The sequence below is a fragment of the Bacillus sp. FSL E2-8868 genome (genome assembly GCF_038005505.1).
Taxonomy (GTDB): Bacteria; Bacillota; Bacilli; order Bacillales; family Bacillaceae_G; genus Bacillus_A; species Bacillus_A mycoides.
In genome coordinates this window covers 973,933-988,349 of the sequence record NZ_JBBOTI010000002.1, presented here as the reverse complement: position 1 = coordinate 988,349, position 14,417 = coordinate 973,933, and the positions used below count along the sequence as shown (strand labels likewise).

Here is a 14,417-nt window from a genome sequence, read left to right as displayed (position 1 = left end):
CGATGAAGCAACATCCATTTAAAATCGCATCGCTTGGTATGCAGCATATGCTTGCTATGTATGCTGGTGCAATTATTGTTCCTCTTATTGTCGGCGGGGGACTTGGTTTAAATCAACAAGAATTAACGTATTTAGTATCGATTGACTTATTAATGTGCGGCGTAGCAACGATTTTACAAGCATTATCAAATCGCTTTTTCGGTATTGGGCTTCCGGTTGTACTTGGTTGTACATTTACAGCGGTTGGACCGATGATTGCAATCGGAAAACAATACGGGGTGTCTTCTATTTATGGAGCGATTATTGCTGCTGGGTTATTCGTTGTTATTTTTGCGAAATTATTTGGAAAGCTTGTAAAGCTGTTTCCACCTGTCGTAACAGGATCTGTCGTTACCGTAATTGGAGTTACACTTGTTCCAGCAGCAATTAATGATATGGCTGGAGGAGTAGGAAGTAAAGATTTCGGTAGTCTTGAAAATTTAGCGTTAGCATTTGGTGTATTATTATTTATCATCATTATGTATCGTTTCTTTGACGGATTTATTCGTTCAATCTCTATTTTACTAGGTCTATTGTTCGGTACAATCGTTGCAGCATTTATGGGGAAAGTAAGTTTGCAAGCGGTTGGAGAAGCGGATTGGTTCCACGGTATTCAGCCATTTTACTTCGGTACACCAACATTTGAATTAACGCCAATTATTACGATGATTTTAGTTGCTTGCGTAGGGATTGTAGAAGCAACAGGTGTATATTTCGCATTATCTGATATTTGCAATAAAAAGATCGGTGAAAAAGAATTAACAAAAGGCTATCGCGCAGAAGGATTAGCGATGGTGTTAGGTGGTATTTTCAACGCGTTCCCATATACAACATACTCTCAAAACGTAGGACTTGTTCAATTAACTGGAGTAAGAAATCGCGTTATTATTTATACTTGTGGTGGTATGTTAATCGTTCTTGGATTCATTCCTAAAATCGCAGCTATTACAACTATTATCCCGAAATCAGTACTTGGCGGTGCAATGTTAGCGATGTTCGGTATGGTAATGGCATATGGTATTAAAATGTTAAGTAGCGTTGATTTTGGTAAACAAGAAAACTTATTAATCGTTGCATGTTCTGTAGGAATTGGGCTTGGGGTTACAGTTGTTCCTACATTATTCTCACAACTTCCTGAAAACATTCGTATTTTAACAGATAACGGAATTGTACTTGGAAGTGCGTCAGCAGTACTTTTAAATATCGTATTTAATATGGTGCCGCAACGTAAAGTGAAAGTAAAAGAAGAGCCAGTGTCTATGCAAAGTGCAGTAAGGGAAGCGTAAAAAAGCAAGGTCTCGTTACGAGACCTTGCTTTTCTTTTTAAGTGGCATCATTTTCCCGTACGTACCAAGACGCCAAATGTACTCAAGTGGCCCGTATTGATAACGTGATAGCCACCAGCGGCTAATAAAGATTTGTAACGTATAGAAACTAATGCAAAATAGAGGACCTACCCATAATGGAGCAAGATAATCATTTTTGAACAATAGTCCGAATACAAGTAACGTAACAATTGTATGCGAGATGTAATTTGTTAACGCCATTCGACCAACATATTGGAATGGTCGTAATAATGTTTGCCATTTTTCTTTCTGTAATAAACGCATAAGCGTGAAAATGTAGAAGATGAATAATGTTTTTCCGCTAAACATTGTAAAGCCCTGCATATAAATTGGTTCATAAGATGGTTTTGATAAGAAATAGCGGACCATGAAGAACCACATTGGCAATGTTAAAATGAACATAATAATTTGCCATTTTTTAAGCTTTGGATCTAACTCTTTCGTACGGCGGAAAATATCCTTTTTACCGGCATATAAACCAAGTAAAAATAGCCCAACTGTTTCTGGGAGCATGAATGCGTTTAGTCCAATTCCATCAGCATAAAATGCATGGAAACGATTTTGTATTTGTGACACCCAGTCTTCAAGTGGCATGATTGGTAAGGATAACCCAAGTTCATCCTTTGGCATGAAGGCAATACCAATACTAGCAATTAGCATAAGAAATTGAAAAATACTTAATAAAACGATTGCCCATATTAAAATAGTACGAGGCTCTCTCTTATAAAATAACAATAAGAAAAATCCAGCGATGGCATAACTATGTAAGATGTCTCCGTCCCATAAAAGAACGTAATGCAAGAAACCAAATAATAATAAAATGAGCAAGCGACGAACAAATAAAGTTTTTGGGCGATCCGTTTTCGCTTCAGCACGAGTCATAAAAATGTAAAAGCCTAGGCCGAATAAAAACGAAAAGATAGTATAAAACTTTGTTTGAATAAACATATCGTAAAATAGACGGATATAGCTATTTAGCCCCTCATAGACTCCTGAAAGATCACGTGAGTCGATCCCAGCGATAACAGGCCAGTTAACAAGAAAAATACCTAGTACAGCTATTCCTCTAATAATATCGATGGAATGTATCCTCTCGCCTTGTGAAATATTTTGTGTCATTATTTTCCTCCTTATTAAGTAATTCCCTTTTATCCCGCATTAACAAGCAGTAAGACTCCCACCTCAAAATTCAGTGAATACGAGGAAGTTAGGTGGGAGTCGGGCTGCTTGTAAAAGCCCGATTGGTTCAACTAATAATTAGTGGGGATGGGAAATATCCCCACTAATTACAGTTTCACTCTATTATACAAAATGTAAAGAGGAGGGTATATAGGTTATTTCCAATTTTTAAAACTGCTAAGATGTGTATTATGAGATATAATAAGAGTGCACAGCAAGTTTTAAACTTCTTTAAAACAGGCAGTAAAGCTCCTTTTCCCGAAGGAGCTTTCTTTTTTTAGAAATTTGTTGATAATGATTCTCTTTAATGATAAAATGTATTCAAAAGTGATAATCATTATCAAAAAAGGTTGGTGTGTTAATATGGTGTATGCACTTGTTGCAGGAACGATTGCTATATATGTTGGTGTTACAAAGTATGTTTTAAATGGAGTAGGAACAACAAAATGAATAATATTACATAAAATCCCTTTCATTTGTAAAAAGAATGAAAGGGATTTTTTATTTTTGATGTGAATATGCTGAAAATTTAGTATGATAATAAAGTGAAACTTTAATCAGCGGGGAGGTCTATCCCTCACTGATTACTAGCCCGCACGAAACGGGTTTTTACTGCCCACAAATAGCGGGATAAAGTATATACATCTTGGATAAAGGGGAACAAGGGGATGACAAACATAGTACAGACAAACGGTATGAAAAAACTTGTTTGTTTTTATGAAGAGTGGCAAAAAAACGGCGATGTAGAGAATAGTTTGAAGTTGTTTGAAGTGATTCAAAAATATAAACAAGAGCAGCTTATGCTAGCTTTTTGTGGTCATTTTTCTGCGGGGAAATCGACAATGATGAATCACCTATATAAAGCGCAATTATTACCGACAAGTCCGATTCCAACGAGTGCTAACGTTGTTAAAATTGAAAGAGGATCTGATCGTGTTGTTGTAACGATTAAGTCAGGAGAACAGTATGAATATGACGGCGCATATTCAGCAGAAGAATTAAAACAAATATGTAAAGACGGTGATGAAGTAATTGGTGTTCATATTTATCGAAATGATGCGCCAATTCCTGATGGGGTTATGTTAGTTGATACGCCCGGAATTGATTCTACGGATGATGCCCACCAATTAGCGACGGAATCAACACTGCATCTAGCAGATGTTATTTTCTATATGATGGATTATAACCATGTCCAATCAGAGGTTAACTTACAGTTTGTTAAAGAATTGAAACAACGTAATAAAACGGTTTATCTCGTTGTAAACCAAATAGATAAACATAAAGCAAATGAGTTATCGTTTGAAGAGTATAGAGATAGTGTAAAACAGTCTTTTTCTAACTGGGATATTGAAGTAGATGGTATTTTCTATACATCATTGCGAATGATGAATCATCCATACAATGAAATTCAAAGTTTAGAAGCATTAATCTTTTCTATCATGAAAGAAAAAGAGCAGTATGTAAGAAAGGGAATGGAGCGAGAAACAGAATATTTACTGCAAGAACATTGTTCGTTTATTCTTTCTGAAAATGAAAAACATCTCATGAAATATGAAGAAGAATTAACATCACCACTGTCACTTTCAGAGATAGTTGAAAAAAAGGAAGAGTTAACTGAAAATAAAAATCGGGTGGCTAGTAAAGAATCTGATGTGAGAAATGAATTTATAAAAGGTTTACAAGACATATTAGATAACGCGTATTTAATGCCATTTGAAATGAGAGAATTGGCAAATAAATATTTAGAAACGAAATTAACGAAGTTTAAAGTTGGCTTGTTATTTGCGAAAGGAAAGACGGAGCAAGAAAAACAGAGACGTGTAGATGCTTTTTATTCTGCTCTTCAAAAGACTGTTGAAACGCAACTTGATTTTCATGTGAAAGAATTTATTGTATCCTTCTTAAAAGAAGAAGGGTTATTTACAGAGGAAATAGGGAAAGACATATATGCGTTAGAAATTGCTTTCGGACCGGAAGTGTTGGCTGAAACAATTAAACAGGGGGCTGGATTTACCGGTGATTACTTACTTCTTTATACTGCTGACGTTGCAAATGAGTTAAAGAAAAGATACTTTATGAAATCACAGCAAATCTTTGGAAAAAGTACGGGTATATTGCAGAAGAAAGTGAAGATAGAGATTGCTCGTATTGAAGAAGAAATTGAAAAATACACGATGTTACAAACAGCAAAAGAAACAAAATTACAGTACATTAAGACGTATGAGGAATATGAGAGCTATTTAGGAGATATTTGGAATGAAAATGTTTCTATACCAGATGGATTGCAAATAGACGAAATATTACAAAGTAAAAAACAAGTTGTTAGTGAGAAGTTTAAACTACAAGAGCAAGAAATTGTAAATGATAACGTAGCGGCTAGTGCAGAAGAGATTAAAGGAACGAAAGCTTTAAATATTCAGCGTATATTAGAAAAAGTGAAGAAAGCCGAAACGATATTAGATCCATTGCCTACACTGAAACATCTACAGCAAGAAGTAGTTGGAAAAAGACAGCGTGTAGAAACGAAGCAATTTACAGTAGCGTTATTTGGAGCTTTTAGTGCTGGGAAATCATCATTTGCTAACGCATTGCTCGGTGAAAAGGTGCTTCCTGTATCGCCAAACCCAACGACAGCAACAATAAATCAAATTTTGCCAGTTACAGAAGATAAACAACATGGAACGGTAATTGTCCAGTTTAAATCAGAGCAAGCGCTGTTAGAAGATATGAAAGCTGTTTATAAAATGTTTCATTATGAAATTGCTACATTGGAAGAAGCGTTAACGAAAATTGATCAAATTATGAAATACCCTTCACCAAGCGGGAAGCAAAAAACAACATTTAGCTTTTTGCGAGCGGTACAAAAAGGATATGAGGCAGTTGCTAATCATTTAGGGGAACAATTACAAGTTACGTTAGAGGAGTTCTCTGATTATGTAGCTAATGAAGAAAAATCATGCTTTGTTGAGTATATGGAGCTTTATTATGATTGTGCTTTAACAAGGCAAGGAGTAGCTCTTGTAGATACACCAGGGGCGGATTCTATTAACGCGCGCCATACGGATGTTGCATTCCAGTATATTAAAAACGCAGATGCTATTTTATTCGTAACATACTATAATCATGTTTTCTCTCGTGCAGATCGTGAATTTTTAATTCAGCTCGGTCGTGTAAAGGATACATTTGCACTTGATAAAATGTTCTTCTTAATAAATGCTGCCGATTTAGCACAATCTGAAGAAGAACTTGAAATGGTAAAAGGTTATATTGCGGATCAGCTCCTGCAATACGGTATTAGAAATCCACGTTTATTTGCAATTTCAAGTTTATGTGCGCTTGAAGAAAAGCAAGGGAAAAGTATTGATAAAGAAAAGTATGGTATTTTACAAAACTCCGGGATTACTAAGTTTGAAGAATCATTTACGTCCTTTATGATGAGGGATTTAATGCTTGTATCTGTGCATGCTTTATATGGTGCATTGCAAGGAGCGAATCAGCTTCTTGTAAATATGATAAATGGCGCAAAGCAGGGAAATGATGAGAAAGAGAAGCAAACAAAAAAATATGAAGCAGAGCGTAATCAGCTACTTCATATTATTTCATCATATAGTGTACTTGCTGAAGAGCAAGCAATGCAAAATGAAGTGAAAGAATTGCTTTATTATGTACACCAACGTCTATTTTTACGCTATAACGATGTGTTTACTGAATTTATTAATCCGGCGTCGTTACGAACAGATGGGAATGTGAAAATGCAGTTGCAGCAATGTGTAATGGAATTAGTTTCATTTATTCAACATGATTTATTACAAGAAATGCGTGCGACATCATTACGTCTTGAAAAATGGATAGATGAAGCGATGAAGCGTGCAAAGGATGAAATTGTTGTGAATTGCAAAGTGGAAAATGAATCGATTTCTATGGGTGGAACAGTGGATTATGAATATAAAATTATTACACATAAAGAGCCGTTTCCTTCAATAGAAATAAAAGATTTTAAAAAGGCACTAGCACATTTTAAAAATGAGAAAAGCTTTTTTGAAAAAAATGATAAAGCTTTTATGCAAGAAGACGCTAAAGGAGTGTTAGAACCTTTCGTATCAAACTATGTAGTTGATGAAGAAGATTTATTCGTTCATCATTATAAGCAAGAGTGGGATGCAAAATGGAACCTATTCCAAAAAGTGATGCAGCAAGATGTTGAGAATTATTATGAAAGTATATTATTCGCTTTAGCTGAAACAATTGATGTATCACTATACGAACAAAGTAAAGAAGAGCTACAAAGGCAGTTAGTAGAAATTGAAAAAGAAATTTATATTAAATAGCTGTTATGAAAAAAAGATTCGTTCAATTTTCTTTTGTAGTACAGTATCTAAAGATTTTACAAACCCAGCAAATTCATCGGTAGAAATCATATGAGTAAGAACGAGGCGTCTGCCGTCTGGTGTTTCACCGCATAAGACGAATGAAGAAAATTCATATGTTTTGTTTTCTACTACTAATTTTGGGTAGGAATACGTGTCGCTTTTCTTCTTCTTTCCATCAATAGAGATGACGTTGCACTTTTTTTCATTGTTGTCCATGATGAATCCCTCCTTTCTATTATTTATGGTAGACAAGGAGGGATTAGAACAATAGAGAAAGGGGAATTTTTTATGGGCGTAGTAATAGAGTATATTTCGAAAGAAGCTATACCGAAACCTTTATTATTGCTTGCTGATCCAAGTGAGCAGCAAATTGATGCATATGCACAAAGAGGCTTAACATATGTAGCTAAGCAAGAGGAGAGTGTTATCGGTGTATATGTTCTTTTGGAAACAAGGCCGAAGACGATGGAAATTATGAACGTTGCGGTTGTAGAGCATTTGCAAGGAAAAGGGATTGGAAAGAAGCTATTAAGTCATGCCATAGAAACTGCTAAAGGATATGGTATGTCAAAACTTGAAGTTGGTACAGGCAATTCTAGTGTTTCACAACTTGCTTTATATCAAAAATGTGGATTTCGTATTTTTTCTATTGATTTTGATTACTTTTCAAAGCATTATGAAGAAGAGATTATTGAAAATGGGATTGTATGTCGTGATATGATTCGGCTTGCAATGGAATTGAATAAGAACGTATAACTTATTTAGGGGGAAGAGAAGATGGAAGTACATAAAGCAATTACAGCACATTCTCGTAAACAAAATGAAAGTGTAAAAGCATGTTTACAATTAGATGCGCAGCGTGAAGCAGCTATTGAAGCAGCCGTATCTCTTGCGTCAAAGGGGAAAGAATTTTCGGTTGATATCATTAATGTTGTAACAAAGCAAATTAATGATCTTGCAAAAAATGGTGTTACACTGCAGCGTAAACTTGTTACAAAAGATATGGTTATGGAGTATGTAGGTCGTTTGCAAGAGAAAGAAGGTCGTTAAAGATGGTTGTTACAGTCGAATGGTTACGTGAGCATATAGAAGATGAGAATGTCCGTATAATCGATTGTCGATTTGATTTAGCGAATCCTAATTGGGGTAGAGAGAAGTATGAGGAAGAACATATTCCTCATGCGTTATATTTTGATTTAAATTTAGATTTATCAAGTCCTGTAGCAGAACATGGTGGCCGCCATCCGTTGCCAAATATTGAGGAGTTTGCAGACAAGCTTTCACAGGCCGGAATTGATGAACATACGACAGTGATTGCGTATGACAGTCAAGCTGGTGCAATGGCTTCTCGTTTATGGTGGTTATTAAACTATGTAGGACATGAGAAAGTGTATATATTAGACGGTGGATTTCCAGCTTGGAAAGAGAATGGATTACACACAACGCCGAATATCCCAGTTATTGCACGAAAACCTTTTATACCGGAAATACAAGAAAATATGCTTGTAACGATGGAAGATGTGAGAGGGGAAATTCGTGCAGGTGCAAATATGACATTAATTGATTCTAGGGAACCAAAACGTTATGCTGGTGCGGAAGAGCTCGTTGATTCGAAGGCAGGGCATATTCCGACGGCAGTAAACTATTTTTGGAAAGATGGGATTTTAGAATCGGGACACTTTAAAAACGAAGAGGAACAGCAAGGGCGTTTCCAAAATCTTGATAAAGAGAAGGAAACAATCGTATATTGTGGTTCTGGTGTTACAGCGTGTCCGAACATAGTTGCATTAAAATTAGCTGGTTTTCAAAATGTTAAATTGTATACAGGTAGCTGGAGTGATTGGATTTCTTATCCAGAAAATCAAATTGCAAAAGAAGAAGATTAATCACTTGCATGCAAAAATAATTTGTATTAAAATAAGGTCACAAGCAAGAGATTGCTTCAAAAAAATTATATTTTACACATTGGAAACAATGTGATAATATAACGACAAGTAAATAATACATCCTGCGGTGTGCGTAACTTATTTATGTCTAAAACCGATGTTAGTTTTACGGAAGCTCAATATTTAGTGACCATTATCAAGCCTTCCTTGTGGAGGAAGATATACGGTAACTGTGAGGGCATCCACCTGCGAGTAGCGGGTTTTTGGACATTTACGAGAGACGGCACTTGCGGGGGTCTTATTTCAACTAATAGTATATAAAATTCCTACGGTGTACGTAGCTTGTGTATGTCTTAAACCAATAAGTATAATGCGGAAGTTCAATATTTAAATGTAGATAGCAGGCCATCTTTTTAAGAAGGAAGTTACAAACATTTGTGAGAACATCCACCTGTGAGAGCAGGTTTATGGACATCTATAGATAACGGCATATGTGGGACTATATAAAAAACCTTACGTTTTATACGTAAGGTTTTTTTGTTGAATAAATATACTCATGTTATCTCGATTTACCTGTAAAGTTCCCATAATAAATATAGCACTTGCGGTCTTCATCAATTTCTCTTGAATCGAGGGTGAATTCCAAATGTATTCCATCCCGTTGAATATATATAATATCTGAATGGAGAGAGGGTAAGATATCCTCGTAATTCCAAATATCTTTACTTTCTATCATAATTGAGCAGGTTTCCTTTAGCTCTCTAATTTCAAAACCTATGTGCGAGTATGTAGGATCTGAAGGGTCGTTGGAAAAAACTTCTTTTTGTATATATAACACTGCTGTCCCGTCTGGATCTACTGAAGTTGCAGTAACGATATATGTATTTCCATCTTTTATAAAATATTCACAAGTCATGCGCGCGACAATTTCAGAATTAGAAATATTTGCGTAGTTCCATAAAGCTGGATACCCGTTTGTTTCATCATTGAGCCGATATTCCAATCGCATTTTATCCCTCTTCTTCCTTTTTCTTCTACTTTATCATGACATCTTATATAATAGAAATATAATTTAAAAAGGGGAGTGCAAAGGTGACAAAAACGAAATGGCTAGTAGGTAGTGTCCTAACATCTTTAATGACGGGCACTTTATTTGGCTGCGCGCAAGATATTCCCCCCGAACCGAATGATAATAGTTGTTCTGATTGGGATTGGGATGATGAACTTGGTGTTTGGCAGTGTGATGATAGTAGTTCAGGTTATCGTGGACATTACTTTTATGGTGGTACATACTATCAAAATAAATCCACCTTCAAAAATTCATCAGAGTTTAAAACTTATCAATCTTCGGCCGAATTTAAAGGTGGAATTGGAAGCGGTTCAAAAGGTGGATTTGGAGGTTGAAATATGTCGCAATACATAAAGAAACGAAAAGAATTTTATTCGAATTATCCTCATTTCTGGTCGGATTTATATGAATGTGAGTATAGTTTGTTTCATGTTTTCCCGATAACAGAGCAAACGATGAAACAATTACAAGTAGCAACTGAACGAATGGGGAAAATATTTTTTAAGACTGCTAGACTTCTTCGGAATGTATCTAATGAACAGCTTCTTGAACTCGGTTTTCCAACTGCAAGCTTGCCTTTTATTAGACTGAAAGGGATGTATCCTGAATCTGTTATTTCACGATTTGATTTTGCTTTAACAGAGGATAATCGTATTAAAATGCTTGAGTTTAATAGTGATACTCCAACTTTTATTGTGGAATGCTTTCAAATGAATGGAAAAGTTTGTGAAGAATTAGGCTATGATGATCCAAATGCAAATCAAGAGCGCTTACTTTCTTCTGGTATTACAAAAGCCGTAATGGAGTTTACAAAAGGAATGGAAGATCCAAATGTTGTTTTCACAGCTCATCCTGAACATATAGAAGATTGGAATACGACTATGTATTTGAGTGGGCTATGCCATGTTGAAAATAAAGTGATGCCAATGACAGAACTTAGAATTACAGATGATGCTTTAGTAGATAGAGATGGTGTACCAATTGATGTTTTGTATCGCCAAACATATCCAATTGAAGACTTAATTGAAGATCAAGATCCCGAAACGGGGGATTTGGTGGGAGTAGAACTTTTGCAACTTGTAAAAGAAGGAAAGCTTTTTATTATAAATCCTTTGTCGGCCTTTTTACTTCAGCCGAAATCAATTCAATGTCTTATTTGGGGATTAGCAGAAGAAGGTGCTTTTTACACAAGTGAGGAACAAAAGTGGATTAAAGAATATATGCTTCCTACATATTTAGAGCCAGATTTATTTTTGGGGAAAAGTCCTTTCGTTCAAAAACCTTCGTTCGGTAGGGAAGGTGACACGATTACGATTCGTAATAAGGATACAAATATTATGATTCGAAATGCACATAAAACGTATAAATCGTCACTGCCTATATTTCAGAAATATACAGAGCTTCCAGTTGTATTTTTGGAAACTGAAAAAGGAATTGAGAAGCTGTCGTACGTGTTTGGGGCTTTTTTAATTGCTGGAAAAGCGAGCAGCATCGGTATACGTGCCGGAGAAAAAATTACGGGAAATGAATCGTATTATTTACCGGTAGGTATTAAGAAGGAGGAAAATAAATGATTAATTTTTTACTATATTTAGCAGTATCACTTGTACTTTTGTGTATCGGTCTTTTTCTTATGGAAGTGACAACGAAAGTTAAGGAATTTAAGTTAATGGCTCAAGGGAATAAAGCGGTAAGCTATGTACTTGGAGGAAGACTACTTGGTCTTGCTATCGTTTTATATTCAACGGCTGCTAATTCTATTTCAATTCTTGATATGGTTTCATGGGGAGCTGTTGGGATCTTAGCTCAAATTATTGTCTTTTATTTAGCGGAATGGCTTACACCACGTTTTAATATTAATAAAAGTCTTGAAGAAGATAATCAAGCAGTTGGTCTTTTCCTTATGTTTTTATCACTTTCCATCGGAATTGTAATTGCTGGTTGTGTAACGTATTAAAACCCTTACATTTTAACGTAAGGGTTTTATTTTTCATTTGCTAATTTTTTGCAATATGTGTTCAATTAATTTATGTAGCCGAACGCTGAGCAGGATGCGTATTAGTGTACTAAACTCGAGATAGTTATTGTAATAAGGACAAGTTTCCATACAAAGTGTTGACATCTATTTTAAATAAGAGTAACATTTTCTATGTAATTATAATAAGTCTCTGTTAGGTGAGGCTCCTGTATAGAGAAATGCTACTGCCCAAAAATGTCGAGAGACGCCAATGGGTCAACAGGAATGATCGAATTAAGGTTTTTCTTAACGTAGCTGGTAATGAACCTATGCTATACAGTGCTAAAACTCGGCGAGGGAGAGGTCCATAGATTTCTAATTGTATTATATTAGGAATCGCTTATTTGTGTATGCAATGACCTTTGCTCTCTTATGAGTAAGGGTCTTTTTTGTTAGCAAACTATGAGTAATTTCATAGTATAGATTATAACTAAAAAATTAAAGAGGAGGTGAGGAGCATGTCAAATTCTGACTCGGTTCCGTTACCCATATACTTCAAATCAAAAATATATGATGTAGGCAGGAAACGACTTGTTCCTCCCTCTATATTTATCATAATGTAGCGTTTATTCGAGTATTTAAGCGCTAGACACTTTCACAGTAAAGTGGATAAATTGAGAAACAAAGCGTTTCTTCCTATGTTGTAAAGGAGGAGACGATAATATGTTATATGTAAATAAAAGTGTGGGTAACACTTCGTATAAATTAAGTAAAAAAGCAATGAAAGAACAAACAATGCTTCAAAAAAATAAAGATTTATTAATTGAAATCGCAACAAGAGATGTAAAATCTGTATTTGCGTATTTTAAAACAACAAGAGACGGACTATCTATGAAAGAGGCACAAAAGCGTATTCAAGTATACGGACGAAATGAATTAACTTCAAAAAGAGCGCGTATTGCGGAAGTAATGATGAAGCTAAGTGGAATGATCCCAGGTCTTTCAAAACAAAATATGGGTGATGAATTACAATGTGAAACAGTTACTGTTTCTAGAGTAGCTGGCTGTAGCGTAACAGGGCTAAACAGTGAACTAAAAATGATGAAATTACCAGTACAAGAGCTTGTACCTGGAGATATGATTTTTCTTGCAGAGGGCGATACAGTGCCAGCAGATGTACGTATTATTTATGCAAATGATTTATTAGTAAATGAATCTATGCTGACAGGAAACGATGCTAGTATTGAGAAATTTGAAAGTTGCTATCATCTTGAACGTAAACGATTTATTCCATTAAAACGGATGAAAGACTATAATCCACTTGAACTTGAAAATGTATGTTTCAAAGGTACGTATATTGTTGACGGAAATGCAAAGGCTGTAGTTGTTTCGACAGGTAAAAATACGTATTCAGGAATACTTCATACTTGTTGCGGTAGAATGCCTTAATGTGTTAATGATGCTAAATATACAAAAACAATGTATAATAGACAAAGTTGAACAAAAACGTAGAATGGTAATCTATATATAACCTTACGTGATAACGTGAGGTTATTATTTTTTGTTAGTAGGAGAGGAATTATGAAAAAAGTATTATTAGTTGATGGTATGGCACTATTATTTCGTGCTTTTTACGCAACAAGTGTATATGGACAATTTATGAAACGACAAGATGGTACCCCGACGAATGGGATTCATGGTTATATGAAGCATTTATTAACAGCAACACAAGCAATCGAACCAACGCACATTGTAACGTGCTGGGATATGGGAAGTACGACATTTAGAACGGAATCTTTCTCGAATTATAAAGCAAATCGTGCAGCACCGCCGGAAGAATTAATTCCGCAATTTGATTTAGTGCAAGAAATGACTGCGAAATTATCTATGCCTGTAATCGGTATGAAAGGTTATGAAGCGGATGATTGTATCGGTACGCTTGCAAAACAATATTGCAATGAAGCGGAAGTTTATATTTTGACAGGTGATACAGATTTACTTCAACTTGTTGATACGAATGTTACAGTTATGCTTCTTCGTAAAGGAATTGGAAATTACGAGTATTACACACCGGAAAAAATCATGGAAGAGAAAGGTGTAGAACCTTGGCAAATTGTTCATGCGAAAGCTTTCATGGGAGATACAAGTGATAATTATCCGGGTGTAAAAGGTATTGGTGAAAAAACAGCGTATAAGCTGATTCAAGAATACGGGACAGTATCGGCAGTGCTAGAAAATATAGCATCATTAACGAAAGCGCAGCGCACAAAAATTGAAAGTGATTTAGAGAATTTAAATATCTCTTTACAATTAGCGCAAATTCATTGTGAAGTTCCAATTTCATGCTTATTAGAAGAAGGGTTACACACAATGGACGAAGAAAAACTACGCTTTGTTTGTAACGAAATGAATTGGGGAAGACCTGAAATATTAATTAATATGCTTTAAAGAGCATGGAAAGGTTGATCAAATATATTTTTGATTAACCTTTCTTTTTTTTGTTCACAAAGTTGTCAGAAAATAAACGGAATTTTCATCTGAAGTTCAAATGGAATTCACAACAATCAATTA

At 35.3% G+C, this 14,417-nt stretch carries 14 protein-coding genes, 2 other RNA genes and 1 riboswitch; of the genes, 13 read left to right on the top strand and 3 right to left on the bottom strand.

Annotation, left to right across the window (positions count from 1 at the left end):
• The first annotated feature begins 2 nt into the window (after positions 1–2).
• A complete protein-coding gene (gene pbuX / locus NSS74_RS15890) occupies positions 3–1,325 on the top strand; it encodes a xanthine permease PbuX (RefSeq protein ID WP_002030833.1) in 1,323 nt (440 codons plus the stop codon).
• Positions 1,326–1,340: 15 nt separating this feature from the next.
• On the opposite strand, the gene NSS74_RS15885 is transcribed toward pbuX, so the two are convergent.
• Positions 1,341–2,504: a DUF418 domain-containing protein gene (locus NSS74_RS15885; RefSeq protein ID WP_002030836.1), complete on the bottom strand. Its 1,164-nt coding sequence runs from the start codon at positions 2,502–2,504 to the stop codon at positions 1,341–1,343.
• Between the two features lie 354 nt (positions 2,505–2,858).
• Between NSS74_RS15885 and NSS74_RS15880 the strand changes: the two genes are divergently transcribed.
• Both NSS74_RS15880 and NSS74_RS15875 read left to right on the top strand, forming a co-directional pair.
• Complete coding sequence (locus tag NSS74_RS15880; protein WP_002011935.1) at positions 2,859–3,014, top strand: hypothetical protein; 156 nt, start codon at positions 2,859–2,861, stop codon at positions 3,012–3,014.
• A gap of 218 nt (positions 3,015–3,232) precedes the next feature.
• Positions 3,233–6,892 carry a dynamin family protein gene (locus tag NSS74_RS15875; RefSeq protein WP_002030841.1) on the top strand — a complete coding sequence of 1,220 codons (3,660 nt, stop codon included), beginning with the start codon at positions 3,233–3,235 and terminating at the stop codon, positions 6,890–6,892.
• A gap of 3 nt (positions 6,893–6,895) precedes the next feature.
• Here the strand turns inward: NSS74_RS15875 and NSS74_RS15870 are convergent, their stop codons facing one another.
• Positions 6,896–7,150, bottom strand: coding sequence for a DUF3931 domain-containing protein (locus NSS74_RS15870; RefSeq protein ID WP_000369740.1), 255 nt, complete (start codon positions 7,148–7,150; stop codon positions 6,896–6,898).
• A 72-nt stretch (positions 7,151–7,222) separates the two neighbouring features.
• On the opposite strand from NSS74_RS15870, the gene NSS74_RS15865 reads away from it, so the two are divergent.
• From NSS74_RS15865 to ssrS (NSS74_RS15845), 5 genes are all read left to right on the top strand, one after another.
• Positions 7,223–7,690: a GNAT family N-acetyltransferase gene (locus NSS74_RS15865; RefSeq protein ID WP_002030843.1), complete on the top strand. Its 468-nt coding sequence runs from the start codon at positions 7,223–7,225 to the stop codon at positions 7,688–7,690.
• A gap of 21 nt (positions 7,691–7,711) precedes the next feature.
• Positions 7,712–7,984 carry a YpbS family protein gene (locus NSS74_RS15860; protein WP_002030845.1) on the top strand — a complete coding sequence of 91 codons (273 nt, stop codon included), beginning with the start codon at positions 7,712–7,714 and terminating at the stop codon, positions 7,982–7,984.
• Positions 7,985–7,986: 2 nt separating this feature from the next.
• On the top strand, positions 7,987–8,820 hold the full coding sequence (locus tag NSS74_RS15855) for a sulfurtransferase (RefSeq protein WP_002030847.1): 834 nt from the start codon (positions 7,987–7,989) through the stop codon (positions 8,818–8,820).
• Positions 8,821–8,936: 116 nt separating this feature from the next.
• A non-coding RNA gene (gene ssrS / locus NSS74_RS15850) (6S RNA) lies at positions 8,937–9,119 on the top strand.
• A 21-nt stretch (positions 9,120–9,140) separates the two neighbouring features.
• Positions 9,141–9,324, top strand: a non-coding RNA gene (gene ssrS, locus NSS74_RS15845) — 6S RNA.
• A gap of 55 nt (positions 9,325–9,379) precedes the next feature.
• Here ssrS (NSS74_RS15845) and NSS74_RS15840 read toward each other — a convergent pair.
• On the bottom strand, positions 9,380–9,829 hold the full coding sequence (locus NSS74_RS15840) for a hypothetical protein (RefSeq protein WP_002030848.1): 450 nt from the start codon (positions 9,827–9,829) through the stop codon (positions 9,380–9,382).
• Between the two features lie 83 nt (positions 9,830–9,912).
• Here NSS74_RS15840 and NSS74_RS15835 point away from each other — a divergent pair, with 83 nt between their 5' ends.
• From NSS74_RS15835 to NSS74_RS15815, 5 genes are all read left to right on the top strand, one after another.
• A complete protein-coding gene (locus tag NSS74_RS15835; protein ID WP_002030849.1) occupies positions 9,913–10,224 on the top strand; it encodes a hypothetical protein in 312 nt (103 codons plus the stop codon).
• A 3-nt stretch (positions 10,225–10,227) separates the two neighbouring features.
• Positions 10,228–11,463, top strand: a complete 1,236-nt coding sequence (locus tag NSS74_RS15830) for a glutathionylspermidine synthase family protein (protein WP_002030852.1) — start codon at positions 10,228–10,230, stop codon at positions 11,461–11,463.
• Positions 11,460–11,846: a DUF350 domain-containing protein gene (locus NSS74_RS15825; protein WP_002086561.1), complete on the top strand. Its 387-nt coding sequence runs from the start codon at positions 11,460–11,462 to the stop codon at positions 11,844–11,846. Before NSS74_RS15830 ends, NSS74_RS15825 begins: the two co-directional genes overlap by 4 nt.
• A 203-nt stretch (positions 11,847–12,049) precedes the next feature.
• Positions 12,050–12,215: riboswitch (M-box (ykoK) riboswitch) on the top strand.
• A 354-nt stretch (positions 12,216–12,569) separates the two neighbouring features.
• The gene (locus NSS74_RS15820) at positions 12,570–13,295 is read left to right on the top strand and encodes a P-type ATPase (protein WP_002141062.1); all 726 of its coding nucleotides are present in this window, start codon (positions 12,570–12,572) and stop codon (positions 13,293–13,295) included.
• A gap of 132 nt (positions 13,296–13,427) precedes the next feature.
• The gene (locus NSS74_RS15815) at positions 13,428–14,294 is read left to right on the top strand and encodes a 5'-3' exonuclease (RefSeq protein ID WP_002135339.1); all 867 of its coding nucleotides are present in this window, start codon (positions 13,428–13,430) and stop codon (positions 14,292–14,294) included.
• Positions 14,295–14,417 lie beyond the last annotated feature (123 nt).